Origin of the sequence: Bradyrhizobium sp. SZCCHNS3016 (assembly GCF_032484535.1) — a bacterium.
Classification (GTDB): domain Bacteria; phylum Pseudomonadota; class Alphaproteobacteria; order Rhizobiales; family Xanthobacteraceae; genus Bradyrhizobium.
Genome location: NZ_JAUETE010000002.1, coordinates 444,624 through 467,905, shown reverse-complemented (window position 1 = coordinate 467,905; position 23,282 = coordinate 444,624). Strand labels below are relative to the sequence as shown.

26 protein-coding genes are annotated in these 23,282 nt (G+C 65.2%); 22 read left to right on the top strand and 4 right to left on the bottom strand.

Annotated features, from left to right (window positions below):
• Positions 1 to 23 precede the first annotated feature (23 nt).
• The 16 genes from rpsN to QW881_RS06335 all read left to right on the top strand — a co-directional run bounded on the left by rpsN (position 24) and on the right by QW881_RS06335 (position 10,967).
• Complete coding sequence (rpsN, locus tag QW881_RS06410) at positions 24 to 329, top strand: 30S ribosomal protein S14 (protein WP_315737603.1); 306 nt, start codon at positions 24 to 26, stop codon at positions 327 to 329.
• Between the two features lie 13 nt (positions 330 to 342).
• Complete coding sequence (rpsH, locus tag QW881_RS06405) at positions 343 to 741, top strand: 30S ribosomal protein S8 (RefSeq protein WP_315714559.1); 399 nt, start codon at positions 343 to 345, stop codon at positions 739 to 741.
• Between the two features lie 13 nt (positions 742 to 754).
• Entirely contained in the window at positions 755 to 1,288 is a 534-nt protein-coding gene (gene rplF / locus QW881_RS06400; protein WP_172108074.1) for a 50S ribosomal protein L6, read from the top strand.
• Positions 1,289 to 1,299: 11 nt separating this feature from the next.
• Positions 1,300 to 1,662 (top strand): 50S ribosomal protein L18, encoded by a 363-nt coding sequence (gene rplR / locus QW881_RS06395; protein WP_006611854.1) that lies wholly within the window; start codon positions 1,300 to 1,302, stop codon positions 1,660 to 1,662.
• Positions 1,663 to 1,710: 48 nt separating this feature from the next.
• Positions 1,711 to 2,283: a 30S ribosomal protein S5 gene (rpsE, locus tag QW881_RS06390; RefSeq protein WP_006611855.1), complete on the top strand. Its 573-nt coding sequence runs from the start codon at positions 1,711 to 1,713 to the stop codon at positions 2,281 to 2,283.
• A 45-nt stretch (positions 2,284 to 2,328) separates the two neighbouring features.
• Complete coding sequence (rpmD, locus tag QW881_RS06385; RefSeq protein ID WP_006611856.1) at positions 2,329 to 2,520, top strand: 50S ribosomal protein L30; 192 nt, start codon at positions 2,329 to 2,331, stop codon at positions 2,518 to 2,520.
• A gap of 11 nt (positions 2,521 to 2,531) precedes the next feature.
• Positions 2,532 to 3,017, top strand: coding sequence for a 50S ribosomal protein L15 (rplO, locus tag QW881_RS06380; RefSeq protein ID WP_315737604.1), 486 nt, complete (start codon positions 2,532 to 2,534; stop codon positions 3,015 to 3,017).
• Positions 3,018 to 3,173: 156 nt separating this feature from the next.
• The gene (gene secY, locus QW881_RS06375) at positions 3,174 to 4,508 is read left to right on the top strand and encodes a preprotein translocase subunit SecY (protein ID WP_315714557.1); all 1,335 of its coding nucleotides are present in this window, start codon (positions 3,174 to 3,176) and stop codon (positions 4,506 to 4,508) included.
• 85 nt (positions 4,509 to 4,593) lie between these two features.
• Positions 4,594 to 5,475, top strand: a complete 882-nt coding sequence (locus QW881_RS06370; protein WP_316158610.1) for an adenylate kinase — start codon at positions 4,594 to 4,596, stop codon at positions 5,473 to 5,475.
• Between the two features lie 196 nt (positions 5,476 to 5,671).
• Complete coding sequence (gene rpsM, locus QW881_RS06365; protein WP_006611860.1) at positions 5,672 to 6,040, top strand: 30S ribosomal protein S13; 369 nt, start codon at positions 5,672 to 5,674, stop codon at positions 6,038 to 6,040.
• Positions 6,041 to 6,168: 128 nt separating this feature from the next.
• Positions 6,169 to 6,558 carry a 30S ribosomal protein S11 gene (gene rpsK / locus QW881_RS06360; protein ID WP_012045029.1) on the top strand — a complete coding sequence of 130 codons (390 nt, stop codon included), beginning with the start codon at positions 6,169 to 6,171 and terminating at the stop codon, positions 6,556 to 6,558.
• Between the two features lie 112 nt (positions 6,559 to 6,670).
• On the top strand, positions 6,671 to 7,702 hold the full coding sequence (locus QW881_RS06355) for a DNA-directed RNA polymerase subunit alpha (protein ID WP_315714554.1): 1,032 nt from the start codon (positions 6,671 to 6,673) through the stop codon (positions 7,700 to 7,702).
• Between the two features lie 133 nt (positions 7,703 to 7,835).
• Complete coding sequence (gene rplQ / locus QW881_RS06350; protein WP_315754213.1) at positions 7,836 to 8,249, top strand: 50S ribosomal protein L17; 414 nt, start codon at positions 7,836 to 7,838, stop codon at positions 8,247 to 8,249.
• Between the two features lie 259 nt (positions 8,250 to 8,508).
• Positions 8,509 to 9,303 carry an SDR family oxidoreductase gene (locus tag QW881_RS06345; RefSeq protein ID WP_315737607.1) on the top strand — a complete coding sequence of 265 codons (795 nt, stop codon included), beginning with the start codon at positions 8,509 to 8,511 and terminating at the stop codon, positions 9,301 to 9,303.
• 8 nt (positions 9,304 to 9,311) lie between these two features.
• The gene (locus QW881_RS06340; protein ID WP_316158612.1) at positions 9,312 to 9,608 is read left to right on the top strand and encodes a DUF1330 domain-containing protein; all 297 of its coding nucleotides are present in this window, start codon (positions 9,312 to 9,314) and stop codon (positions 9,606 to 9,608) included.
• A gap of 21 nt (positions 9,609 to 9,629) precedes the next feature.
• Positions 9,630 to 10,967 carry a chloride channel protein gene (locus QW881_RS06335; RefSeq protein ID WP_315754219.1) on the top strand — a complete coding sequence of 446 codons (1,338 nt, stop codon included), beginning with the start codon at positions 9,630 to 9,632 and terminating at the stop codon, positions 10,965 to 10,967.
• Positions 10,968 to 11,110: 143 nt separating this feature from the next.
• Here QW881_RS06335 and QW881_RS06330 read toward each other — a convergent pair whose 3' ends face one another.
• A complete protein-coding gene (locus QW881_RS06330) occupies positions 11,111 to 12,574 on the bottom strand; it encodes a hypothetical protein (RefSeq protein ID WP_316158613.1) in 1,464 nt (487 codons plus the stop codon).
• Between the two features lie 364 nt (positions 12,575 to 12,938).
• On the opposite strand from QW881_RS06330, the gene QW881_RS06325 reads away from it, so the two are divergent.
• Positions 12,939 to 13,235, top strand: a complete 297-nt coding sequence (locus tag QW881_RS06325) for a hypothetical protein (RefSeq protein WP_315754221.1) — start codon at positions 12,939 to 12,941, stop codon at positions 13,233 to 13,235.
• 78 nt (positions 13,236 to 13,313) lie between these two features.
• Here the strand turns inward: QW881_RS06325 and chrA are convergent, their stop codons facing one another.
• On the bottom strand, positions 13,314 to 14,543 hold the full coding sequence (gene chrA, locus QW881_RS06320; RefSeq protein WP_410052039.1) for a chromate efflux transporter: 1,230 nt from the start codon (positions 14,541 to 14,543) through the stop codon (positions 13,314 to 13,316).
• A gap of 217 nt (positions 14,544 to 14,760) precedes the next feature.
• Positions 14,761 to 15,777, bottom strand: coding sequence for a zinc-binding alcohol dehydrogenase family protein (locus QW881_RS06315; protein WP_316158614.1), 1,017 nt, complete (start codon positions 15,775 to 15,777; stop codon positions 14,761 to 14,763).
• A gap of 116 nt (positions 15,778 to 15,893) precedes the next feature.
• Here QW881_RS06315 and QW881_RS06310 point away from each other — a divergent pair, with 116 nt between their 5' ends.
• From QW881_RS06310 to QW881_RS06295, 4 genes are all read left to right on the top strand, one after another.
• Positions 15,894 to 16,271 carry a helix-turn-helix domain-containing protein gene (locus tag QW881_RS06310; protein ID WP_316158615.1) on the top strand — a complete coding sequence of 126 codons (378 nt, stop codon included), beginning with the start codon at positions 15,894 to 15,896 and terminating at the stop codon, positions 16,269 to 16,271.
• Between the two features lie 59 nt (positions 16,272 to 16,330).
• Positions 16,331 to 17,725 (top strand): DegQ family serine endoprotease, encoded by a 1,395-nt coding sequence (locus tag QW881_RS06305; protein ID WP_315754229.1) that lies wholly within the window; start codon positions 16,331 to 16,333, stop codon positions 17,723 to 17,725.
• The gene (locus QW881_RS06300; RefSeq protein WP_315754231.1) at positions 17,722 to 19,056 is read left to right on the top strand and encodes a replication-associated recombination protein A; all 1,335 of its coding nucleotides are present in this window, start codon (positions 17,722 to 17,724) and stop codon (positions 19,054 to 19,056) included. Before QW881_RS06305 ends, QW881_RS06300 begins: the two co-directional genes overlap by 4 nt.
• Positions 19,057 to 19,549: 493 nt before the next feature.
• Positions 19,550 to 20,644 carry a hypothetical protein gene (locus tag QW881_RS06295; RefSeq protein WP_315754233.1) on the top strand — a complete coding sequence of 365 codons (1,095 nt, stop codon included), beginning with the start codon at positions 19,550 to 19,552 and terminating at the stop codon, positions 20,642 to 20,644.
• 133 nt (positions 20,645 to 20,777) lie between these two features.
• Here QW881_RS06295 and QW881_RS06290 read toward each other — a convergent pair whose 3' ends face one another.
• Entirely contained in the window at positions 20,778 to 21,725 is a 948-nt protein-coding gene (locus QW881_RS06290) for an alpha/beta hydrolase (protein WP_315754235.1), read from the bottom strand.
• 106 nt (positions 21,726 to 21,831) lie between these two features.
• On the opposite strand from QW881_RS06290, the gene QW881_RS06285 reads away from it, so the two are divergent.
• Positions 21,832 to 23,220, top strand: coding sequence for an RluA family pseudouridine synthase (locus tag QW881_RS06285; protein WP_315754237.1), 1,389 nt, complete (start codon positions 21,832 to 21,834; stop codon positions 23,218 to 23,220).
• Positions 23,221 to 23,282 lie beyond the last annotated feature (62 nt).

Below are 23,282 nucleotides of genomic sequence, written 5' to 3'. Positions count from 1 at the left end.
ACGCGGATACCCAGGAGCCAAGCATGGCAAAGAAGAGTTCAATCGAGAAGAACAACCGGCGCAAGCGGATGACGAAGAACGCCGCCCCGAAGCGCGCCCGGTTGAAGGCGATCATCGCCGACAAGTCCAAGCCGATGGAGGAGCGCTTTGCCGCGACCCTGAAGCTGGCCGAGATGCCGCGCAATTCGTCGGCGACCCGCATCCGCAACCGGTGCGAGCTGACCGGCCGTCCGCGGTCGAACTATCGCAAGAACAAGCTGAGCCGCATCGCGCTGCGCGAGCTCGGGTCCAAGGGCCTGGTCCCGGGCCTCGTGAAGTCGAGCTGGTAAGGAGGGTCGCACCATGTCAACGCACGATCCCATCAGCGATCTGATCACCCGCATCCGCAACGCGCAGATGCGCTCGAAGTCGAAGGTTTCGACTCCCGGCTCCAAGATGCGCGCCAGCGTGCTCGAGGTGCTGAAGTCCGAAGGCTACATCCGTGGCTATGCCACGCTGGAGCATCCGTCGGGCCGCAGCGAGATCGAGATCGAGCTGAAATATTTCGACGGCGAGCCCGTGATCCGCGAGATCGAGCGCGTCTCCAAGCCCGGCCGCCGCGTCTACACCTCGGTGAAGAACCTGCCGCGCGTGAACAACGGGCTCGGAATTTCTGTTTTGTCGACACCGAAGGGAATCATGGCCGACCATAGCGCGCGTGACGCGAATGTCGGCGGTGAAGTTCTCTTCACGGTGTTCTAAGAAGGATTGAGCCATGTCACGTATTGGCAAGAAGCCTGTGGCGGTGCCGTCCGGTGTGACGGCCTCCGTCGATGGACAGACCGTCAAGATGAAGGGGCCGAAGGGCCAGCTTCAGTTCATCGTCCATGACGACGTGGACGTGAAGTTCGAGAACGGCCAGGTCAAGGTTGCCCCGCGCGCCGAGACCAAGCGCGCCCGTTCGCTGTACGGCACCGCTCGCGCCCAGATCGCGAATCTGGTCGAAGGCGTCACCAAGGGCTTCGAGAAGAAGCTCGAGATCACCGGCGTCGGCTACCGCGCCGCGATGCAGGGCAAGAACCTGCAGCTCGCGCTCGGCTACAGCCACGACGTCGTCTACCAGATCCCGGAAGGCATCACGATCGCGGTGCCGAAGCCCACCGAGATCACGGTCACGGGCATCGACCCGCAGCGCGTCGGCCAGGTGGCCGCCGAAATCCGCGCCTACCGGCCGCCGGAGCCCTACAAGGGCAAGGGCGTGAAGTACGCGGGTGAATTCATCTTCCGCAAGGAAGGCAAGAAGAAGTAACGGAGCCGGACATGTCGAGAGCCAAGGTTACGAATGCCCGGCGCAAGCAGCGTGTGAGGCTGTCGCTGCGCCGCTCCGCCGGCGGCCGTCCGCGTCTGTCGGTGTTCCGCTCGTCGAAGCACATCTACGCTCAGGTCATCGACGACCAGAAGGGCGAGACGCTCGCCTCTGCGTCGTCGATGGAGAAGGAGATGCGCTCGGCCGGCAACACCGGTGCCGACATCGACGCGGCGAAGGCGGTGGGCAAGCTGCTCGCCGAGCGCGCGGTGAAGGCGGGGATCAAGGAAGTCGTGTTCGATCGCGGCGGCTATCTCTATCACGGGCGCGTCAAGGCGCTGGCCGACGCGGCGCGCGAGAGCGGGCTGAGCTTCTAACATCAATGGATATGGGCGTCAGAGCCCCTCAGAAGATTGGATAGCACCATGGCAGGTGAACGGGAACGAGGCGGTCGCGATCGCAAGGAGCGCGAGGAGCGCGACAGCGAGTTCGTCGACAAGCTCGTCCACATCAACCGAGTCGCGAAGGTCGTGAAGGGCGGTAAGCGCTTCGGCTTTGCGGCGCTCGTCGTGATCGGCGATCAGAAGGGCCGGGTCGGGTTCGGCCACGGCAAGGCACGTGAGGTTCCGGAGGCGATCCGCAAGGCGACCGACTCCGCCAAGCGCAACCTGACCCGGGTCGCGCTGCGCGAGGGCCGCACCCTGCACCACGACATCTTCGGTCGTCACGGTGCGGGTCGCGTCTATCTGCGTGCGGCTCCGGCCGGTACCGGCATCATCGCCGGCGGCCCGATGCGCGCCGTGTTCGAGACGCTCGGCATCCAGGACGTGGTGGCGAAGTCGATAGGCTCGTCGAACCCGTACAACATGGTGCGTGCGACCTTCAACGCGCTGAAGCACCAGGATAGCCCGCGCTCAGTTGCCGCGCGCCGCAACATCAAGGTGTCGACTCTGCAGGCCCGCCGCGTCGGTGGCGATGCCGAGGCAGCAGCCGACTAACGAACGCGCGTCGTCCTGCGGATGGCGCAACTCGGAGTGAAGACCATGGCTAGCGCCAAGACGATCAAGATCGAGCAGATCGGCAGCCCGATCCGCCGGCATCACTCGCAGCGCGAGACGCTGATCGGGTTGAAGCTCAACAAGATCGGCCGGGTGACCGAACTGCCGGATACGCCGGCGGTCCGCGGCATGATCACCAAGGTTCATCATCTCGTCCGCATCGTCGACGAGAAGTAAGGAGAAGGGCGATGAAGCTCAGCGATATCGCCGACAACGCCGGCGCGCGCAAGAAGCGCATGCGCGTCGGCCGCGGCATCGGCTCCGGCAAGGGCAAGACCTCCGGCCGTGGCGGCAAGGGCCAGACCGCGCGCTCCGGCGTGCGCATCAAGGGCTTCGAAGGCGGTCAGATGCCGATGCATCGCCGTCTGCCGAAGCGCGGCTTCAACAACATCTTCGCGCTCGATTTCGTCGAGATCAATCTCGACCGGATCCAGCAGGCGATCGACGCCAAGAAACTCGACGCCGGCAGCGTGATCAACGCCGAGGCGCTGGTGAAGTCGGGCGCGCTGCGGCGGCCGAAGGACGGCGTGCGTCTGCTCGGCCGTGGCGAGCTCACCGCGAAGATCAACATCGAGGTGCATGGCGCCTCGAAGTCAGCGATCGCGGCGGTCGAGAAGGCCGGCGGCACCGTCAAGCTCCTGGCGCCAGCCAAGGACGAAGGCGAGGCTGCGTAACATCTGCGTCATTGCCCTGCCTCCGGCGCATGCCGGATAGGGCAGGGCAATGGACAGAACGCGCCCGCGCACCAGATAATATCCGGCGTCTGCCCGGCCCTGCGAGCCCTCGCGGGGCCCAATGCGGTGAAGAAGGGCGGCGGGAGAAAGCTAGACATGGCCTCAGCAGCGGAACAACTGGCGGCAAACCTCAATTTCGGCGCGCTCGCGAAGGCCGATGAGCTGAAGAAGCGCATCTGGTTCACCCTCGGTGCGCTGCTGGTCTACCGCCTCGGCACCTACATTCCGCTGCCAGGCATCGATCCGAACATCTGGGACTCGGTGTTCCGGACCCAGGCCGGCGGCATTCTCGGCATGTTCAACATGTTCGCTGGCGGCGGCATTCACCGCATGGCGATCTTTGCGCTGAACATCATGCCGTACATCTCGGCATCGATCATCATTCAGTTGCTCACCACCGTCTCGCCCCAGCTCGAAGCCCTCAAGAAAGAGGGTGAGGCTGGCCGCAAGATGCTGAATCAGTACACCCGCTATCTGACGGTGATTCTCGCCGCGGTGCAGTCGTACGGCATCGCCGTCGGCCTCGAAGGCGCGGGCAACGTCGTTGCCGATCCCGGCCTGTTCTTCCGCCTCTCCACCGCGATCACGCTGACCGGCGGCACCATGTTCCTGATGTGGCTCGGTGAGCAGATCACCTCGCGCGGCATCGGCAACGGCATCTCGCTGATCATCCTGTCCGGCATCGTGGCCGAGCTGCCCTCGGCGCTTGCCAACATGCTCGAGCTCGGCCGTCAGGGCGCGCTGTCGACCGGCCTGATCCTGATCGTCATCGTGATGGCCGTCGCCGTGATCGCCTTCATCGTGTTCGTGGAGCGCGCCCAGCGCCGGCTCCTGATCCAGTATCCGAAGCGCCAGGTCGGCAACAAGATGTTCGAGGGCCAGTCCTCGCATCTGCCGCTCAAGCTGAACACCTCGGGCGTGATCCCGCCGATCTTCGCCTCGTCGCTGTTGCTGCTGCCGACCACGGTCGCCAATTTCAACGCCGGCAAGGGACCCGAGTGGTTCCAGTGGATCACGACGCAGCTCGGTCATGGCCGGCCGCTGTTCCTGGTGCTGTATCTGGCGCTGATCCTGTTCTTTGCCTTCTTCTACACCGCGATCGTGTTCAACCCGACCGAGACCGCGGACAACCTCAAGAAGCACGGCGGATTCATCCCCGGCATCAGGCCGGGCGAGCGCACCGCGGAATATATCGATTACGTGCTGTCGCGGATCACCGTGCTCGGCGCCATCTATCTGGCGATCGTGTGTCTGATCCCGGAAATTCTGATTTCCTACGCTTCCGTCCCGTTCTACTTTGGTGGCACTTCGCTTCTGATCGTGGTCAGCGTTACGATGGATACCGTGGCGCAGGTTCAGGGTTATCTGCTCGCCCATCAATATGAGGGGCTGATCAGGAAGTCGAAGTTGCGGGGGCGCCGCCGCGGTTAGCGGCGGATCGCGGCCCGGGGAACCACAAAGCCAAGAACAAGGTGTGCGGGAGGGTCGCTCACCGTGTGCCGGGGGGCGAAATTCGATGAGACTCATTCTTCTGGGACCGCCCGGCTCGGGCAAGGGAACGCAGGCGCAGCGCCTCGTGCAGCAGTATGGCATCGTCCAGCTGTCGACCGGTGACATGCTGCGCGCCGCGGTGGCGGCGCAGACGCCGATCGGGCTGAAGGCCAAGGACATCATGGCGGCGGGCGGTCTGGTCCCGGACGAGGTCGTGGTCGGCATCATCGCGGACCGGATCGAGCAGCCCGACGCGGCCAATGGTTTCATCCTCGATGGCTTCCCGCGCACGGTGCCGCAGGCCGAGGCGCTGGATGCGCTGTTGAAGCAGAAGCAGATGAAGCTCGACGCGGTGATCGAACTCCGCGTCAATGAAGGTGTGCTGCTTGAACGCGTCGAGCGCCGGGCCGCCGAGACCCGCGCGCGCGGCGAAGCTGTTCGGGCCGATGACACGCCGGAGGTCCTCACCAAGCGCTTGGCCAGCTACCGCGACCAGACCGCACCCCTGATCCACTATTATTCCGACCATCGGATGCTGGCGACCGTCGACGGCATGATGCCGATCGAGCAGGTGACCGAGGAGATCGGTCGGATCCTGGCCGCCGTTGGCAAGACCGGCGGTAACCGGGCGGCCAAGAAGGCGAGCCCGGCCAAGCGCAGCGCCAAGGCACCGGGCAAGACGGGGCCGGCAAAATCGGCCAAGAAGGCTGCCAAAAAGGCTCCTAAGGCAGCCGCACCGGCGAAAAAGGCAGTCAAGAAGTCCGCCAAGACCGCAAGAAAGGCAGTCAAGACGACGCCGAGGAAGGCCTCCATGGCTTCGAAGAAGGCTGCCAGGCCCGCCGCCAAGGCCACCAAGGGAACCCGGAAAACCTCTGCTAAGGCTGCAAAAAAGCGTGCGGCGAGGTGACCGAATCTCGTAGGGGCGGTTGACGACCGCCGTGTGAATCCATTAATAAGCCCGCATCAAAGTCGGATGGTTTTCCCAGAGATGCCGGGCCCCACGAATCGAGGGGTGGGCGTCTTGTTCGCGTTTGCGGACACCTGCCCGAGATAGCGAGAATGAAGGCCGGTCCGTCCTGGGATCGGTGACAGGAGAGAAGTCCGTGGCCCGTATTGCCGGTGTCAACATCCCGACCAACAAGCGCGTCCTGATCGCGCTCCAGTACATCCATGGCATCGGCCCGAAGATCGCGGGTGAGATCGTGGAGAAGGTGAAGATCGCGGAAGATCGCCGCGTCAACCAGCTGAGCGACCAGGAAGTCCTGCAGATCCGCGAGATCATCGACCGTGACTACGTCGTCGAGGGCGACCTCCGTCGCGAGACCGGCATCAACATCAAGCGGCTGATGGACCTTGGCTGCTATCGCGGCCTGCGTCATCGCCGCGGCCTGCCGGTGCGTGGTCAGCGCACCCACACCAATGCGCGCACGCGCAAGGGGCCGGCCAAGGCGATCGCCGGCAAGAAGAAGTAATTGGCGAATTGCGAATGCGCGGATAGCGGGTAGGGGAAGCCCTTCTCGCTATTCGCTATTTACCATTCGCTCGTTTGGTGTAGCCGCTGGCATTACGGCGGCGTTGAGATCTCAAGAAAGGTACTTATATGGCCAAGGAAGCCACACGTGTCCGCCGTCGCGAGCGCAAGAACATCGCCTCCGGCGTCGCTCATGTGAATTCGTCGTTCAACAACACCACCATCACCATCACCGACGCACAGGGCAACACCATTGCCTGGTCGTCCGCCGGTACGATGGGTTTCAAGGGATCGCGCAAGTCGACCCCGTATGCCGCGCAGGTCGCGGCGGAGGACGTGTCCAAGAAGGCTCAGGAACACGGCATGCGCACCCTCGAGGTCGAGGTTGCCGGCCCGGGCTCCGGCCGTGAATCAGCGCTCCGTGCGCTGCAGGCTGCGGGTTTCACCGTCACCTCGATCCGCGACGTGACGACGATCCCGCACAATGGTTGCCGCCCACGCAAGCGTCGGCGCGTCTAATCTGAAAGAGGCGGACAGCATGTCCGCCTCGTCGTGCTTTTGAGACATTTCGACTGCCGCGATCTGAAGCGCGGTTCTCCAACGCCAGTCAGTCAGATCCCATGACTGGCCCATGGGTGAAACAGTGACGATCCAGAAGAATTGGCAAGAATTGATTCGGCCGAACAAGCTCCAGGTCACGCCGGGCTCCGACGCGACCCGTTTCGCTACCGTGGTTGCCGAGCCGCTGGAGCGCGGTTTCGGCCAGACGCTCGGCAATGCGCTGCGCCGCATCCTGCTGTCGTCGCTGCAGGGCGCCGCCGTGCAGTCGGTGCACATCGACGGCGTGCTGCACGAGTTCTCCTCGATCGCCGGTGTCCGCGAGGACGTCACCGACATCGTGCTGAACATCAAGGACATCGCGATCAAGATGCAGGGCGAAGGCCCGAAGCGGATGGTCGTGAAGAAGCAGGGCCCGGGCGCGGTCACCGCCGGTGACATCCAGACCGTCGGCGACATCGTCGTTCTGAACCCCGACCTGCAGCTCTGCACCCTGGACGAGGGTGCCGAGATTCGCATGGAGTTCACGGTCGCGACCGGCAAGGGCTATGTCGCCGCCGATCGCAACCGCCCCGAGGATGCGCCGATCGGCCTGATCCCGGTCGACAGCCTGTTCTCTCCGGTCCGCAAGGTCTCCTACAAGGTCGAGAACACCCGCGAGGGCCAGATCCTCGACTACGACAAGCTGACCATGACGATCGAGACCAACGGCGCGATCACGCCGGAGGACGCGGTGGCTTATGCCGCCCGCATCCTGCAGGACCAGCTCAACGTCTTCGTCAACTTCGAGGAGCCGCGCAAGGAAGTCGCCCAGGAGATCATCCCGGACCTCGCCTTCAACCCGGCCTTCCTCAAGAAGGTGGACGAGCTCGAGCTGTCGGTGCGTTCGGCGAACTGCCTGAAGAACGACAACATCGTCTACATCGGCGACCTCGTGCAGAAGTCGGAGGCAGAGATGCTGCGCACCCCGAACTTCGGCCGCAAGTCGCTGAACGAGATCAAGGAAGTGCTGGCCCAGATGGGTCTGCATCTCGGCATGGAAGTGCCGGGCTGGCCGCCGGAGAACATCGACGAGCTGGCCAAGCGCTTCGAGGATCACTACTGAGCATTCGTTATTCCGGTTTCGATGCTGCGCATCGCCCCGGAATGACGTCCACCACTCGGGCGAACGCAGGCAGCCCACCTGAGCAACATGTCCGACGAACCGTCGCGGCAGATAGAAATGAAGGACTAAGACAATGCGTCACGGCAAGGTTCATCGGAAGCTCAACCGCACCGCCGAGCATCGCAAGGCGATGTTCGCCAACATGTGCGCCGCGCTGATCAAGCACGAGCAGATCGTCACCACGCTGCCGAAGGCCAAGGAGCTCAGGCCGATCGTCGAGAAGCTCGTCACGCTCGGCAAGAAGGGCGGCTTGGCGCTGCGCCGCCAGGCGATCGCGGAGATGCGCGATGTCGACCAGGTCAAGAAGCTGTTCGACGTCCTGGCGCCGCGCTACAAGGACCGCAACGGCGGCTACACCCGCATCATCAAGGCCGGCTTCCGCTACGGCGACAACGCCGCGATGGCCGTGATCGAGTTCGTCGATCGCGACGTCGATGCCAAGGGCCTGGACTCCGGTCCGGTGCAGGAGACCTCGGAAGCCGCGTAAGCGTAGCTCCGATCCGACTTTCAAAACGGCGCCTTCGGGCGCCGTTTTTATTTTGAGGATCCGTAGCCCGGCTGGGCAAAGCGACATCCGGGTTCGCCGGCACAACTCGTGTGACCCCGGATATCGCTTCGCTCATCCGGGCTGCGGGTCTGCGCCGCGCCCCTGGGCCTGGGGCGAAAGGATCAGCGCTGCATGCCGCGCGTTGCGTTGGCGCGACGACGCCCCACATCCGTTCCTTCGGCACAACGGAGAGCTGCTCATGCACATCGACCTCTCGGGAAAGACCGCCCTCGTCACCGGCTCCACTGCCGGGATCGGCTTTGCCATCGCCAAGGGGCTTGCCGCGTCCGGCGCGGAGGTCGTCATCAACGGTCGCAGCCAAGCCCGTGTCGATGAGGCGGTCGCCAAGCTCAAGCAGCTGGTCCCAGCAGCCAAGCTGCGCGGCGTCGCCGGCGATGTCGCTCAGATCCAAGGCTGCAACGCCATCGTCACGGCGCTTCCCGAGGTCGATATCCTCGTCAACAATGCCGGCATCTTCGAGCCCAAGGACTTCTTCGACATTCCCGACGAGGACTGGAGCCGCTTCTTCGAGGTCAACGTCATGTCCGGCGTGCGCTTGGCGCGCGCCTACATGCAGGGCATGCTGAAGCGCAACTGGGGTCGCATCATCTTCATCTCCTCGGAGTCGGCGGTGAACATCCCGACCGAGATGATCCATTACGGCATGACCAAGACCGCGCAGCTCGCGGTCTCCCGCGGCCTCGCCAAACTGACCCGCGGCACCGGCGTGACCGTCAATGCGGTGCTGCCGGGACCGACGATGTCGGAAGGCGTCGAGACCTTCGTCAAGGATCTCGCCCGCCAGAACGGGCAGTCGGAGGAGGAGGCGGCCTCGTCCTTCGTCAAACAGCACCGGCCGGCCTCGCTGCTGCAGCGCTTCGCCGGCGTCGACGAGATCGCCAACATGGTCGTCTACGCCGCTTCGCCGCAGGCCTCCGCCACCAACGGCGCCGCGCTGCGCGCCGAGGGCGGTATCCTCGACACCATCGCCTGAGGCCGGCCATGGCGGCCTACGTCATCTCCGAAGTCGAGGTGCGCGACATCGAGGCGATGGAGCGCTATCGCACCCGCGCGGCGGGCTCGATCGCGCAATACGGCGGGCGCTATCTGGTCCGGGGCGGGGCCGCCGAGACGGTCGAAGGCGGCCCGCCCGCCAATACCCTCATCATCGTGGAGTTTCTGTCGATGGCGCGGTTGCGCGAATGGTATGCGTCGGCCGAATACGCCAAAGCCCTGGGCGAGCGCTGGAAGGCGCTGGACCGTCGGCTGATTTTCGTCGAGGGTGCTGCACCTGCGTAGAGAACGGACTCCGTTGCGCCCATGCTGACCATCACCCCCCGCCGCAAGCGTTGGCTCAAGCTGACCTCGGCGCGGTGGCAGCGGCGGGTGCTGTTCGTGGCCGGCGGCCTGGTGGTGGGCGCCGCGGCGGTGGCGCTGGCGGAGCTCGCCGACCTGGCCCAGCTCGCCTTCAACTGGCTGCTGTCGAAATCGCGCTATGCGTCCCTGGTGGTGACGCCCGCCGGCTTCGCGCTGTCGGTCTATCTGACCCAGCGCTACTTCCCCAATGCGCAAGGCAGCGGCATTCCGCAGGCGATCGCCGCACGCCACCTGACGGACACGAGCGCGCGTAGCCCGCTGGTGTCGATCCGCATCGCCATCGGCAAGGTACTTTTGACCTTGCTCGGACTGCTCTGTGGCGGCTCGGTCGGTCGCGAGGGCCCGACGGTGCAGGTCGGCGCCTCCATCATGTTCGCGCTGGGCCGGCTGTCGCCGCGCCGCCAGCCCGGCCTGATCCTGGCTGGCGCCGCCGCCGGGGTCGCGGCCGCCTTCAACACGCCGCTCGCCGGCATCGTGTTCGGCATCGAGGAGATGAGCCGCGCCTTCGAGACGCGGACCTCGAGTCTCGTCATCGCCACCGTGATCGCCGCGGGCCTGACCTCGCTGGCCTTGATGGGCAACTACGCCTATTTCGGCACGACGCCGATCGCGCTCGGCAAGGGCATCGACTGGCTGGCCGTGCCCCTCTGCGGCGTCGTCGGCGGTGCCGCGGGCGGCCTGTTCAGCCGTATCCTGATCACGATGGCGCGCGGGCTGCCCGGAGCGGGCGGCCGGCTCATCAAGCGCCATCCGCTGCCATTCGCGCTCGCCTGCGGCTTTGCCGTCGCGCTGTGCGGTCTGGCCTCGGGCGATACGATCTACGGCACCGGCTATGCCCAGGTGAAGGGCGCGCTGGAGACCGGCACGCCGCTGCCGGGCGATTTCGGCGTGCTGAAGTTCCTGGCCACCACCTTCGCCGCGATCAGCGGCATTCCCGGCGGCATCTTCGCCCCGTCGCTGGCGGTCGGGGCGGGCATCGGCGCCAACGTCGCCGGCCTGTTCCAGCAGTCGCCGCTGGCGCCGATCATGCTGCTTGGCATGGTCGCCTATTTCGCCGGCGTCGTGCAGGCACCAATCACCGCCTTCGTCATCGTCACCGAGATGACCGACAACCACGCCATGGTGGTGCCGCTGATGATGGCCTCGCTGATCGCCTACGGCACCTCGCGTCTGATCTGCGAGGAGGGGCTCTACCACGCCCTCGCCAAGGGCTTCGTCGCCAGAGCTGAGACAAAGGCTGAGGCAGCGCAAGGACCGAAGCGGTTTGCCGCGCCGTCCTGACCTCGCGCTCATCCACAGTGTTCGGAGCGCGCCGATAACCGGCGTCGGTTCAATCGCTTGATGGCAGATCCTGGGATCTGCCATCAGTTCGAAATGACCGTCGGCGGCCCCGTTGCCGGCGCCGTCGCGCAAGGTTCGTCGCTCTACTTCCTGAACGGATCTGGCCGCATCAGGAGCCGGCCGGAGATCGAGTTCGGCACCTCGTAGGGTGAGCCGATCGACAGCACGTGGCTCAGCGCGATCAGCCGGTTCGGCAGCTTGGCCGGCGGCGGCGTCTGGAACGAATAGGACGTCGGGTTATGGCACAGGAAGCAATTCAGCACGTTCTTGATCGGCGTGTTGTCGGCGTTCTGCACGAAGGTCTCGGCGGTGGCGTTGGCGAGATTGACCGAGCCGACCGCGCTGGTCTGGTTGCTGTTCAGATTATACGAGTTGGGGAGCATCCAGACCGTGCCGTCGAGGGCGTAGTTCGCGAACGTCGATTGCGGGCCTTTCAGGCCGGAGAGAAAGCCCTGGGCTTGCGCCGTGATCGCGAAGATGTTGCCGACGCCATTGGGCTGGTTCTCGCCGCCGGTCTGGTTCTCGAGCACGACGTTGCTCACCGGTGTGAGCTTCTGGGTCGCCGGATCGAGCCGCAGTTGCGGCCGGTTGGCGCCGGGCAGAGCCGGGATGTTGACCTGTGAGAACGGCGTGCGGCCCTTGTAGAGCGTGTAGCTCTTCGGATCCGAGCGGCTCGCCGATGGCGCAAAGGTGTTGTCCGGCGTCTGCGGCGAGTTGTTCTTCAGCTCGAACGTGCCCCACAGGAATTCGGGGTGGTTCTCGGTGTAGCCGACCACGTGCAGGCCGATCAGCGCCACGGTCACGGTGACGAATTTGCCGGGCACCGGGCGGATCGTGATCAGGCCGGGGGTAATGTTGTTCTCCAGCACCGGCACCTGCGCCTGGTTCGTATAGGCGCCCGCAGGCGGTGCCTGCCCGGGGTCGAGCCGCAGCCACGTCGCCTTGAACACCGCATCGCCAACGGCGAAGGAGGAATCCGCCGGCTGGCTCTGGTAGCCACCGGTCGCGATCAGGTTCTTGCGCGCCGTGCTGAAATAGCTCTGGTTCATGTGAACCGAGGCGTAGACGGGATAGCCGTTCTGCGCGACCAGCATGTTGCCGTCGGCTTCGACGATGGCACCGGCGCCTTCAGTGAAGCCGGCCGTGCCGTGGAAGACCTGGGCACGGGCCGCCAGCGTCAGCGGGCGCGGCCGTGGTGCGCCGGCATTCTCGGCGTTGCCGAGCAACTCGTCGGGCGTCGCCAAGGTCATGAACCGCGGGACGGCGGCGCCGGAGCCCGAATCCTTCACCAGCGCCGTCGCCCAGACGAACGCCTCCCACGACCATTGATGGAAATTGCAGTCCGGCGTCGGGATGGTCTTGGTGTCGGAGGTGGGGAAGGCGGCGTCCGGCTTGAGATAATTACCCAGTCCCTCCGACCAGCCGAAGGCCGGGCAGTTCTTCGCCGGCGGTGGAGGGGCGGCGCTGGCCGGGCTGAAGGCGCCGGCAAGGCCGCTTGCGGTGATGGTCGTCGCGAAAGTGAGCATGAGCCACTGAATCGTCTTCATGGCCAGTCTCCATTGATGTGCGCGCTGGGATGGGCCGATGGTCTCGCCGCCATGCGTCGCAAATGATTGTTGAAAATGATTCATTCAAAAGTAGTGCGCGGCGAACATGCACCCAAAGGTGAGATTTGCAAGACCGGTAGCTCACGCAACCCGCGTTTTTTTTCGGAGGCGCCTCGCGGCGTGAAATGCGGTTCTGCCGGACGGTCGATCGCGGCAGCATTCGTCTTCATCGGCCGACAGGGGCTGCAGTGTGAGCGCGGGCACGGTCGACACCGCTGATCGTGCGCATCCTGGCGGCCGTTCGCTGGAGAAGTGCGGACAATGAGGTCTTCACGCCAGTGGACGACAACCACAGGAGAGTGAAATGAAGTCCATCATGACCGCTGCGTTGCTGCTCGTGCTGACATCGGGCGCAAGCCTTGCGGGCACGCCGCTGATTGATGCGCGTCAGCACAACCAGTCACATCGCATCTACAACGGCATCGCGGGCGGACGGCTGACCTATCTGGAGGCGCAGCAGCTCGTCCGCGGTCAGATCCACGTCCAGAAGCTGGAAAACAAGGCCAAGGTGGACGGCGTGGTGACGCCGTTCGAGCGTGCCCGCATCAACGTCGCGCAATCCGTGCAGGGCGCGCGCATATTCTGGAAGAAGCACAATTAGCCGCGCACGGCGGTTCGCTGGTGGCAAGGCGCCGCCGTGGCGGCGCTTTGCCATCATGTGATGCGACGGCGGCGCCGCTCACACCAGCGCGACCGTGACGCCGGCAGCGGCGCTGAACGCGACCACGACGAGCGGCGGCGCGCGCCAGGCGACCAAGAGGACAAAACCGACCAGCGCGATGCCAAAATCCGCGGTGTTGTGGATGGTGGTTGTCCAGACCGGGTCGTACAGGGCCGCTCCCAGCACACCGACCACGGCAGCGTTGATCCCCCGCATCATGGCCTGGGCGCCGGCGCGTTTGCGGAACGTGTCCCAGAACGGCAGCGCGGCGAGCAGGACGAGCATGCCAGGCAGGAAGATGCCCAGGAGACCAAGCGCAGCCCCGATGATCCCGTGCGGCTCGGGAGCCACCACGGTGCCGAGATAGGCCGCGAAGGTGAAGAGCGGGCCCGGTACGGCCTGCGCGGCGCCGTAGCCGGCGAGAAAGGCGTCGTCGCTCAGCCAGCCAGGTCCGACGAAGGCCTCGCGCAGCAGCGGCAGCACGACATGTCCACCGCCGAACACGAGCGCGCCCGAGCGATAGAAGGCATCGAACAAGGCGACGCCGGTCGATCCCGTCACGCCGCGCAGCAGCGGAAGTCCCGCCAACAGGATGGCGAACATGGCGAGCGCAACCAGCCCCACGGTCCGCGACACCGGGATCGCGACGTGTCCGGACGGCGCCGCCTCGCCGCGGCAGAGCCACAGACCGGCGAGGCCGCCGAGAACGATCGCTCCGATCTGGGCGAGCGAGGCGGTGCTGAATAGGATGACGAGGGTTGCGGCGACCGCGATCGAGGCGCGCGTCCGGTCGGGACAGAGCGTGCGCGCCATGCCCCAGACCGCCTGCGCGACGATGGCGACCGCGGTCAGCTTCAGTCCATGCAGCAGGCCGTCGCCGACCGGACCACTCAATTGGCCGGCACCATAGGCGAACAGGACGAGAATCGCGGCCGATGGCAGGGTGAAGCCGGTCCAGGCGGCGAGCGCGCCGAGATAGCCGGCCCGCATCAGCCCGATGGAGAATCCGACCTGGCTGCTGGCGGGGCCGGGCAGGAACTGGCACAGCCCGACCAGATCGGCATAGGCATGCTCGTCGATCCACTTCCGCCTGACGACGAACTCGTCGCGGAAGTAGCCGATGTGGGCGATCGGACCGCCGAAGCAGGTCAGGCCGAGCGTGAGGAAGATCCGCAGGACCTCGAGCGCAGATCCGGAGCGATGCCCATGATCGGCGGACGCATTGGTCTCTGAATTCAGGCTGCTCACGGCCGCTTGTTCCAGTTGCAAGGAGGCTCTTCTCGGCTTTCGTTAAGGGGAAACGGGACGGTCGGCCAGTCTCAATCGCTCACGGCCGCTGATCGGACCGCGCGTCGGTTGCCGGCCATCTTATGCTTTCGATCGGCGGGATGGTGGGCACGGTGCCACCGCGATCTCGCGCGTGGAGAGACCGCGTGTGCGCCTTTGCCTACTGTTGGCCTGTTAGTTAGCTCCACCCCTCCAGCACGATCTTGCCGCGTGATTTGTTGCTCTCGATCAACGCATGCGCGCGCTTGAGGTTGGCGGCGTTGATGGCGCCGTAATTGTCGCCGAGGGTGGTGCGGATCACGCCCTTGTCGATCAGGTCGGACACGTCGTTGAGCAGATTGTGCTGGGCGATCATGTCCGGGGTCGTGAACGAGGAGCGCGTGAACATCGATTCCCAATGGATCGAGATCGCCTTGCCCTTGAAGGCGGCGATCGAGAACTCGGCGGGATCGTCGATCAGGCCGAACTTGCCCTGCGGCGCCATGAAGTCGGCGATCGCCTTGTAGTGCTGGTCGCTGTGGGTGAGGCTCGCCGCGAGGCCGACCGGCGGCAGCTTGAGCGCCTCGATCTGCTCCTTCATGGGCTTGCCGTGATCGATCACGGCATGGGCGCCGAGCGCAAGGCACCAGTCGCGGGATTCCGGGCGGGTGGCGGTCGCGAGCACGGTCAGGCCGGTGAGGCGGCGCGCGAGCTGGATCAGGATCGAGCCGACGCCGCCGGCCGCACCGGTGATCAGCAGCGTGCGGTCGTCGAGGCTCTTGCCCGGGGTGGCGCCGAGCCGGTCGAACAACAGCTCCCACGCGGTGATCGAAGTGAGGGGCAGGGCGGCGGCCTCGGCAAATGAGAGGCTCTTGGGCTTGCGGCCGACGATGCGCTCGTCGACGAGGTGGAATTCGGCATTGGTGCCCTGACGCAGGATCGAGCCGGCGTAGAACACCTCGTCGCCCGGCTTGAACAGGCTCACGTCCGGGCCGACGGCGTCCACAACGCCCACGGCGTCATAGCCGAGGATCTTGGTCTCGCCGGCCGGCGGCGCGGCGCGCTTGCGCACCTTGGTGTCGACTGGATTGACCGACACCGCCTTCACCGCGACGCGGATGTCGCGCCCCTTGGGCTCGGGCTTTGCGGTCTCGAAATCGAACAGTGCGCGCTCCTCGGTGATGGGTAGCGACTGCTGGTAACCGACGGCCTTCATGACAACCTCCTGGCTGGCCTCTCCATTGGGTCTACTTGTCCTGCTGGCGCCGTCCTCGCAAGTACTGTAAAAACAGGGAACTAGTCCCCGTTTGGATACTATTGGGCCAAAAGCCGATGAAACGGAAGAATTTCGCCCGCCGTCCGGGCTGCGCGGTGGAAGCCACGCTCGACCTGATCGACGGCAAGTGGAAGGGCGTCATCCTCTACCACCTGCAGGGCGGCAGCCAGCGCTTCGGCGAGCTGCGCCGGCTGATGCCGAGCGTGACGCAGCGCATGCTGACCAAGCAGCTTCGCGCGCTGGAGGAGGATGGGCTGATCGTCCGCAAGGTCTATGCCGAGGTGCCGCCGCGCGTCGAATACAGCCTGTCCGAGGTCGGCGAGAGCCTGCGGCCGGTGATCGAGGTCCTCAGAAGCTGGGGCGAGCGGCACCAGGAACGGCTGTCCTGCGCACCCGTTGCGGAGACCATCAAAGCGCCGCATCAGACCGCCTGAGCTTGGCCGCACCCGCCGTTCCGCCTATATCGAAGTCCTCATTGTCCGGGATTCTTTGCATGACGTTGATTCGCACTTCCGTGGTCCTGCTGCTGTCCCTGCTGGCCGCCTCTCCGCTCGCGGCCCAGGACCGGCGCGTGCCGCAGTCCCAGGCCGAGCTCCGGCTGTCCTATGCGCCGATCGTGCAGCGGGTGCAGCCGGCAGTCGTCAACGTTTACGCCGCCAAGGTGGTGCAGAACCGCAATCCCTTCCTCGACGATCCCATCTTCCGCCGCTTCTTCGGCCTGCAGGGCGGACCGCAGGAGCAGATGCAGCGCTCGCTCGGCTCGGGCGTGATGATCGATCAGTCGGGTCTCGTTGTCACCAACGTGCACGTGATCGAGGGCGCCGATGAGGTGAAGGTGTCGCTGTCCGACAAGCGCGAGTTCGAGGCCGAGATCGTGCTGAAGGACAGCCGCACCGACCTTGCTGTGCTCAAGCTGAAGGGAACGCGCGAGTCGTTCGTCACGCTCGACCTCGCCAATTCCGACGATCTGCTGGTCGGCGACATCGTGCTGGCGATCGGCAATCCCTTCGGCGTCGGCCAGACCGTCACCCACGGCATCGTCTCGGCACTGGCGCGCACGCAGGTCGGCATCACCGACTATCAGTTCTTCATCCAGACCGACGCGGCCATCAACCCCGGCAATTCGGGCGGTGCGCTGGTCGATATCAACGGCCGTCTGGTCGGCATCAACACCGCGATCTATTCCAAGTCCGGCGGCTCGCAGGGCATCGGCTTCGCGATTCCCGCCAACATGGTGCGGGTCGTCGTGGCGTCTGCCAAGAGCGGCGGCAAGGCGGTCAAGCGTCCGTGGCTCGGCGCGCGGCTGCAGGCGGTGACGCCTGAGATCGCCGAGAGCCTCGGCTTGCGCTCGCCGACCGGCGCGCTGGTCGCCTCCGTGGTCGCGAACAGCCCGGCGGCGAAGGCGGGCATCAAGTCGTCGGACCTGATCGTGTCGATCGATGGCCAGACCGTCGATGATCCCAACGCCTTCGACTACCGCTTCGCCACGCGGCCGCTCGGCGGCTCCGCGCAGATCGAGGTGCAGCGCGGCGGCAAGCCGGTGAAGGTCGCGGTCGCGCTGGAGACGGCGCCGGACACTGGGCGCAACGAGATGGTCATCAACGGCCGCTCGCCGTTCCAGGGTGCCAAGGTCGCCAACATCTCGCCCGCGGTGGCCGACGAGCTGCATCTCGATGCCGACACCGAGGGCGTCGTCATTCTCGAGCCGGGCGACGGCACCACGGCGGCCAATGTCGGCTTCCAGAAGGGCGACGTGATTATGGCGGTCAACAACCAGAAGATCGCCAAGACCGCTGATCTCGACAAGGCCGCGCGCGAGACCGCCCGCGTCTGGCGCATCACCGTGCTGCGCGGCGGCCAGCAGATCAACGTCACGCTCGGCGGATGAGTCCGAAGCGCCCCCAGCAGGGAGGCCCGAGCCTCTTCGCCGCGGCGGGGATGGAGCACGATGCGCCGCGGCCGCTGCCGGAGCGGCTGCGCCCCCACAAGCTCTCCGACGTCGTCGGACAGGATCACATCCTCGGCCCCGACGGCGCGCTGACGCGCATGCTGGAGACGCGGACGCTGGGCTCGCTGATCTTCTGGGGCCCGCCCGGCACCGGCAAGACCACGGTGGCGCGGCTGTTGGCCGATGCCACCGAGCTGCATTTCGAGCAGATCTCCGCGGTGTTCTCCGGCGTCGCCGACCTGAAGAAGGTGTTCGACGCCGCGCGCGCCCGCCGCGAGACCGGGCAGGGCACGCTTCTCTTCGTCGACGAGGTGCACAGGTTCAATCGCGCCCAGCAGGATTCCTTCCTGCCGGTGATGGAGGACGGCACCGTCGTGCTGGTCGGCGCCACCACGGAGAACCCGTCCTTCGAGCTCAACGCCGCTCTGTTGTCGCGTTCGCGCGTGCTGGTGTTCCACTCGCTCGACGCCGCTGCGATCGAGCGGCTCTACAGCAACGCCGAAGCGGTCGAGGGCCGCAAGCTGCCGCTCGACGACGAGGCGCGCGCCGTGCTGATCCGCATGGCCGACGGCGACGGCCGCGCCGCGCTGACGCTCGCCGAGGAAGTCTGGCGCTCGGCGCGCAAGGACGAGATATTCAACGCGGTGCAACTGCAGGAGATCCTGCAGCGCCGCGCGCCGATCTACGACAAGTCGGCCGACGGCCACTACAACCTGATCTCGGCGCTGCATAAGGCGGTGCGCGGCTCCGATCCCGACGCGGCGCTGTACTATTTCGCACGCATGCTCGACGCCGGCGAAGACCCGCTGTTCCTGGCGCGCCGCATCGTGCGCATGGCGGTGGAGGACATCGGCCTTGCCGATCCGCAGGCGCTGGTCATCGCCAACGCCGCCAAGGACGCCTATGATTTCCTGGGCTCGCCCGAGGGCGAGCTCGCGATCGCGCAGGCCGTGATCTATGTCGCGACCGCGCCGAAATCCAACGCCGCCTACAAGGCCTTCGGCGCCGCCAAGCGGGTGGCGAAGGAGGGCGGCTCGCTGCTGCCGCCGAAGCACATCCTCAACGCGCCGACCAAGCTGATGCAGGGCGAAGGCTACGGCGCCGGCTACCAGTACGACCACGACGCCCCCGATGCCTTCTCCGGGCAGGACTACTTCCCCGAAGCCCTCGGCCGCCAGCAGTTCTACGACCCGCCCGAGCGCGGCTTCGAGCGCGAGATCAGGAAGCGGCTGGACTATTGGGCGAAGCTGAGGAAGGAGCGGGGCGGTTGAATAGCGCCTCGTTCCAGAGGCGTTGATCGTTGCTCCGCCGGACTACGTTGATTTTACCGTCCAGCAAGAAAATCAGACTGGTACCGCGGCCCTTCTTCTAGCTTCCGCCATCTTGCGCAGTGCAGCAAGCCTGCCGTTGGGTGCAGCGGTCGCGATGCGGCCTTCGGTTAAGCAGTCGGGATCGATCTTGGACTTCGCTTGACACCTTCATCGACTCTGGCGACTACTTTTGAAATCCCGAGACCGATTTTTGCGTCGCGCGTCCGGCTCATCTTTCTCGTTGGCCCAACGATCGTGACATGCGTCAAACTTCGACAAGTGCGTTGTCGGTGAGTGTTGTGAAGGCGGGACTGCAGTTCGACAGCAGCCCTAGTTGTTTTGAGACCCTGTCCGGTCGCAACTCATTTTCGGAGCTGGACAAGGCGATTCTTTAAGGGCAGCTTCCTCTCATTAGGAAAGCTTTTTTTACAATTCATACCCGCAGGAGCGAGCCATGATATTCAAGCTGGGAGCGGTCGCATCCACTGTAAGCCTTGTGATTTTCGGCGCTGGAAGTGCAGCGGCTGCGTCCTTGTCGGAGTGCAACGCAGCACTGATCGTCTCTACCTACAACAAAATAGATGCTTCCAAGTCCGATTGGCGAATGGCTACGTTCGTAGACAAGGAGGCTTATAACAAGATCAAGGAATCGGCCGGTGCATCTGCTGTCATATACGGAGTGCCGGTGGGCGCAAATTACGACCAGTTCCGTGAGAGTATCGACCGCTACAAGACAAGCACGACGGAGAGTTTTTCGCAGGAGCAATTCCACAACATCTCTTGGACAGGCCTCGGGGCCGAGGCGGCGGATGCTTACAAGGAATGTATCAGGCAGAAGAGTCGAGGCTTGTACATTGTTCCCGACAAGGCAACCGATTCCGACCTGTCGTTCCGTGTAGTTTACGGCGTGGTTGGCGGCAGTCCCAACCCGCTTCCTGTGAAATGGATGGGTGCCGCGGCGAAGGACGCCTCCCTGCCGGGAACGGTGAGTGCCGGTGAAAAAATTATCGTCATCGACAGACCGGCCAAGTCCTCCATGCTGGCGCTCAACGACGATGCAAACGCCGGTTTTTCCGATTCGCTGATTCTGACGCCTTTGCCGCCTCCGATTCCTCCGGAGCAAAAATTCGCCAACCGGTGTGTTATTACACAGACCGATGACCCCGGACCCGTGACTAGAGGCAATTCGTTCTCATGGACTTGCGACAGGTTGAGGGCTGGCACCTACGCAGTTTCGTTGAGCGTTGTGCCCAGTGCGGCACGGCCGGTCCGCTTAAACTGGCATTCGCAGATCAAATTCATTGGAGACAAGGAGACCGAGGTCTTCGATCTTGCCAAGTCTTCTGGCGGCACCATCGATACTGTGAATGCCGGCATCGGAACAAGCTTCCAGAGCAACGGTAACAACATCACCGTTAAACAGTCGGGAGCGCTTCCTGTAATCAGCGTCTTCATAGATAATACCTGGTGGCACATGGACTTTGCCAACCAGTCCAGCGACCCAATCAACATTCCAAAGAATGTCAGCATATCGGTGATCGGAAAATAGACGCAAGCGCTGCAGCGGAAATGCAGTCTCTCCAATTGCGCGCGCAGCGCTAGGGCCGGAGGACGCGCCCGACGACCCGGCGCGTCCTAGGTTGAGAGAGCTGCCGTCGTTGCGGTGACAGCAGATCGTTAGTTTACTTCCCGCTCTGCACGAACTCCACGATCTCCCGCGTCAGCCGGTCGTCCTCGGTGTTGATGGAGTAGACCTCCGACATGTGACTATGCTGCGGCAGCATCACCGCGCGCGCACAGCCCGCAGGCCGCTTGCAGGCGGCCTGCTTCAAGAGGTCGAACTGCTCGACGAAGCGCGGCGGGTCGAGCTCGGCGGAGGCGATCATCAGCGGCAGGCTCGAGGCCTGCAGGCCTGATAGCGACGAGCGCTCCTTGAAGCGCGAGGGATCGGTGCCGAAATAGGCCATCTCCTGGTCGCCGAGCGGCGTCGCGGTGAGGTCGTAGACGCCCGAGGCCATGATCGCGCCCGCAAGGCCGCCACCGGCGACCTTGTGGAATTCGGGATGCGCTACATAGGTCGCGACGTGCACCGCGCCGGCCGAATGGCCCATCAGATAGATGCGCGCGGGATCGCCGCCGTTCTCGGCGGCGTGGGCGGCCACCCATTGCACCGCGCTGGCGACGTCCTCGACGCCGGCGGGCCAGGGGAATTTCGGCGCCAGGCGGTAGGTGATGTTGATGCCGACGAAGCCGTGCTTGGTGGCCCATAGCATGATGTTGTCGTAGAACGGGCCATCCGGCGTGGTGCGCTTGTTGCCGCCGATGAAGGCGCCGCCATGCACGAAGATCAGGATCGGGCGGGGCGCGGCGGCGCTGTCCGGCGTGAAGACATCGAGCAGATTGCGCTCGGCCGTGCCGTATCTCACATCGCGCTGAACCTTGACGCCGATGTAGGGTTCCCTGGCCTGCAGCGGCGCGTAGATCGCGGCGGTCTTCGGCGGGTCGATGGCCCGGCCGATCTCGATCAGCTTCCAGGCAATGTCGTCGGGCATCGGGCTTTGTTGAGCTTGCGCGGCACCCAGCGTCAGCGCGGTCGCTACGATCGTCAGGGCCACTTTCGCCAGCGTCATTCAATTCGCTCCGATCACGTCCGATTTCGCGGGGCAAGGCCTCGCCGGGCCGATTTATCCCGATTTCGCCGTGACTGGCAGTGGCTTTTGAGATACGCAACCTGCCATGAGCCGCCGCATCAAGCGAACCCAGAGCAAATCCGACCGTCCCGCCGACCGCCGCAAGGGCGAGCGGCCGAAGGCCGAGGCTGCGCGCAGCGCAGGCGCGCCAGCCAAGCGCGAGCCATCCAAGCGTCCGGATGGCGAGCGGTCGCGGCGCGACCGTTTTGCCGGCGAGCGCGAGGCGGCGCCGCGTAGCGAGTTTGGTCGGGGCAAGGGCGATCGCGTCCGCGCCCCGCGCGCCGAGCGCGAGGATCGTCGCGACGCGTTCGAGTCGCGCGAGCGGCCGCCGGCCAAGCGCGCCAGTGCCGGCAAGCCCGTGCGCTTTGGCGCCGAGCGGGCCGAGCGCAAGCCGGTCGCCGCACCGCCGCCGAAGAAGCCCGAGCCCGAGACGCCGCTGCTGCCGACCAAGGTGCAGACCGTCGTCGTCACCGCCGACGAGAACGGCATGCGCGTCGACCGCTTCCTCGAGGCGCGCTTCCCCGGCCTGTCGTTCTCCCACATCCAGCGCATCGTCCGCAAAGGCGAGCTGCGGGTGAACGGCAAGCGCGCCGATTCCAAGGATCGCCTGGAAGAGGGCCAGAGCGTGCGCATTCCGCCGCTCAAGCTCGATGCGCCCAGGGAGCGCGCCGGCCTCACCGAGGGCGAGCGCAAGACGCTCGAAAGCCTGAAGGCGATGACGCTGTACGAGGACGACGACGTGCTCGTCCTCAACAAGCCGGCCGGGCTCGCGGTGCAGGGCGGCTCCGGCATGACCCGCCACATCGACCAGATGCTGGAGGTGATGCGCGACGCCAAGGGCCAGAAGCCGCGGCTCGTGCACCGAATCGACCGCGAGACCTCGGGCTGTCTGCTGATCGCCAAGACCCGCTTTGCGGCGACCCATCTGACCGGCGCGTTTCGCCATCGCTCGGCCCGCAAGGTCTATTGGGCGCTGGTGGCCGGCGTGCCCAAGCCGAAGCAGGGCCGCATCTCGACCTATCTTGCCAAGGAGGAGAGCGAGGAGGACACCATCATGCGCGTCGCCGCGCATGGCGACGAGGGCGCCAGCCACGCGGTGACCTACTACGCCGTGGTCGAGGCCTCGGCCAACAAGCTCGCCTGGGTGTCCTTGAAGCCGGTCACGGGGCGCACCCATCAGTTGCGCGCGCACATGGCCCATATCGGCCACCCCATCGTCGGCGATCCCAAATATTTCAACATCGAGAACTGGGCGCTGCCCGGCGGCCTGCAGAACCGGCTGCATCTGCTGGCGCGCCGCATCGTCATCCCGCATCCGCGCGGCGGCGTGATCGATGCGACCGCACCGCTGCCGCCGCACATGCTGCAGTCGTGGAATCTGCTCGGGCTCGAGCACGACCGCTTCGACCCGATCGAGAACGCGCCGGAGGAGTGAGCGCGGGCTTCGTAGCCCGCATGATCGAAGTGACATGCGGGTTCACCGGTACAGCTCGTGAG

Bases quoted from the DNA above. Each gene is read 5' to 3' on its own strand.
- rplQ (WP_315754213.1), top strand. From the start codon at position 7,836: ATGCGTCACGGCAAGGTTCATCGGAAGCTCAACCGCACCGCCGAGCAT.
- QW881_RS06305 (WP_315754229.1), top strand. From the start codon at position 16,331: ATGACGTTGATTCGCACTTCCGTGGTCCTGCTGCTGTCCCTGCTGGCC.
- QW881_RS06340 (WP_316158612.1), top strand. From the start codon at position 9,312: ATGGCGGCCTACGTCATCTCCGAAGTCGAGGTGCGCGACATCGAGGCG.
- rplR (WP_006611854.1), top strand. From the start codon at position 1,300: ATGTCGAGAGCCAAGGTTACGAATGCCCGGCGCAAGCAGCGTGTGAGG.
- rpsH (WP_315714559.1), top strand. From the start codon at position 343: ATGTCAACGCACGATCCCATCAGCGATCTGATCACCCGCATCCGCAAC.
- QW881_RS06295 (WP_315754233.1), top strand. From the start codon at position 19,550: ATGATATTCAAGCTGGGAGCGGTCGCATCCACTGTAAGCCTTGTGATT.
- QW881_RS06290 (WP_315754235.1), bottom strand. From the start codon at position 21,725: ATGACGCTGGCGAAAGTGGCCCTGACGATCGTAGCGACCGCGCTGACG.
- QW881_RS06310 (WP_316158615.1), top strand. From the start codon at position 15,894: ATGAAACGGAAGAATTTCGCCCGCCGTCCGGGCTGCGCGGTGGAAGCC.
- QW881_RS06330 (WP_316158613.1), bottom strand. From the start codon at position 12,574: ATGAAGACGATTCAGTGGCTCATGCTCACTTTCGCGACGACCATCACC.
- rpsE (WP_006611855.1), top strand. From the start codon at position 1,711: ATGGCAGGTGAACGGGAACGAGGCGGTCGCGATCGCAAGGAGCGCGAG.
- QW881_RS06345 (WP_315737607.1), top strand. From the start codon at position 8,509: ATGCACATCGACCTCTCGGGAAAGACCGCCCTCGTCACCGGCTCCACT.
- QW881_RS06285 (WP_315754237.1), top strand. From the start codon at position 21,832: ATGAGCCGCCGCATCAAGCGAACCCAGAGCAAATCCGACCGTCCCGCC.
- QW881_RS06355 (WP_315714554.1), top strand. From the start codon at position 6,671: ATGGGTGAAACAGTGACGATCCAGAAGAATTGGCAAGAATTGATTCGG.
- rpmD (WP_006611856.1), top strand. From the start codon at position 2,329: ATGGCTAGCGCCAAGACGATCAAGATCGAGCAGATCGGCAGCCCGATC.
- rplO (WP_315737604.1), top strand. From the start codon at position 2,532: ATGAAGCTCAGCGATATCGCCGACAACGCCGGCGCGCGCAAGAAGCGC.
- QW881_RS06370 (WP_316158610.1), top strand. From the start codon at position 4,594: ATGAGACTCATTCTTCTGGGACCGCCCGGCTCGGGCAAGGGAACGCAG.
- rpsK (WP_012045029.1), top strand. From the start codon at position 6,169: ATGGCCAAGGAAGCCACACGTGTCCGCCGTCGCGAGCGCAAGAACATC.
- QW881_RS06300 (WP_315754231.1), top strand. From the start codon at position 17,722: ATGAGTCCGAAGCGCCCCCAGCAGGGAGGCCCGAGCCTCTTCGCCGCG.
- QW881_RS06335 (WP_315754219.1), top strand. From the start codon at position 9,630: ATGCTGACCATCACCCCCCGCCGCAAGCGTTGGCTCAAGCTGACCTCG.
- rpsN (WP_315737603.1), top strand. From the start codon at position 24: ATGGCAAAGAAGAGTTCAATCGAGAAGAACAACCGGCGCAAGCGGATG.
- QW881_RS06325 (WP_315754221.1), top strand. From the start codon at position 12,939: ATGAAGTCCATCATGACCGCTGCGTTGCTGCTCGTGCTGACATCGGGC.
- secY (WP_315714557.1), top strand. From the start codon at position 3,174: ATGGCCTCAGCAGCGGAACAACTGGCGGCAAACCTCAATTTCGGCGCG.
- rplF (WP_172108074.1), top strand. From the start codon at position 755: ATGTCACGTATTGGCAAGAAGCCTGTGGCGGTGCCGTCCGGTGTGACG.
- QW881_RS06315 (WP_316158614.1), bottom strand. From the start codon at position 15,777: ATGAAGGCCGTCGGTTACCAGCAGTCGCTACCCATCACCGAGGAGCGC.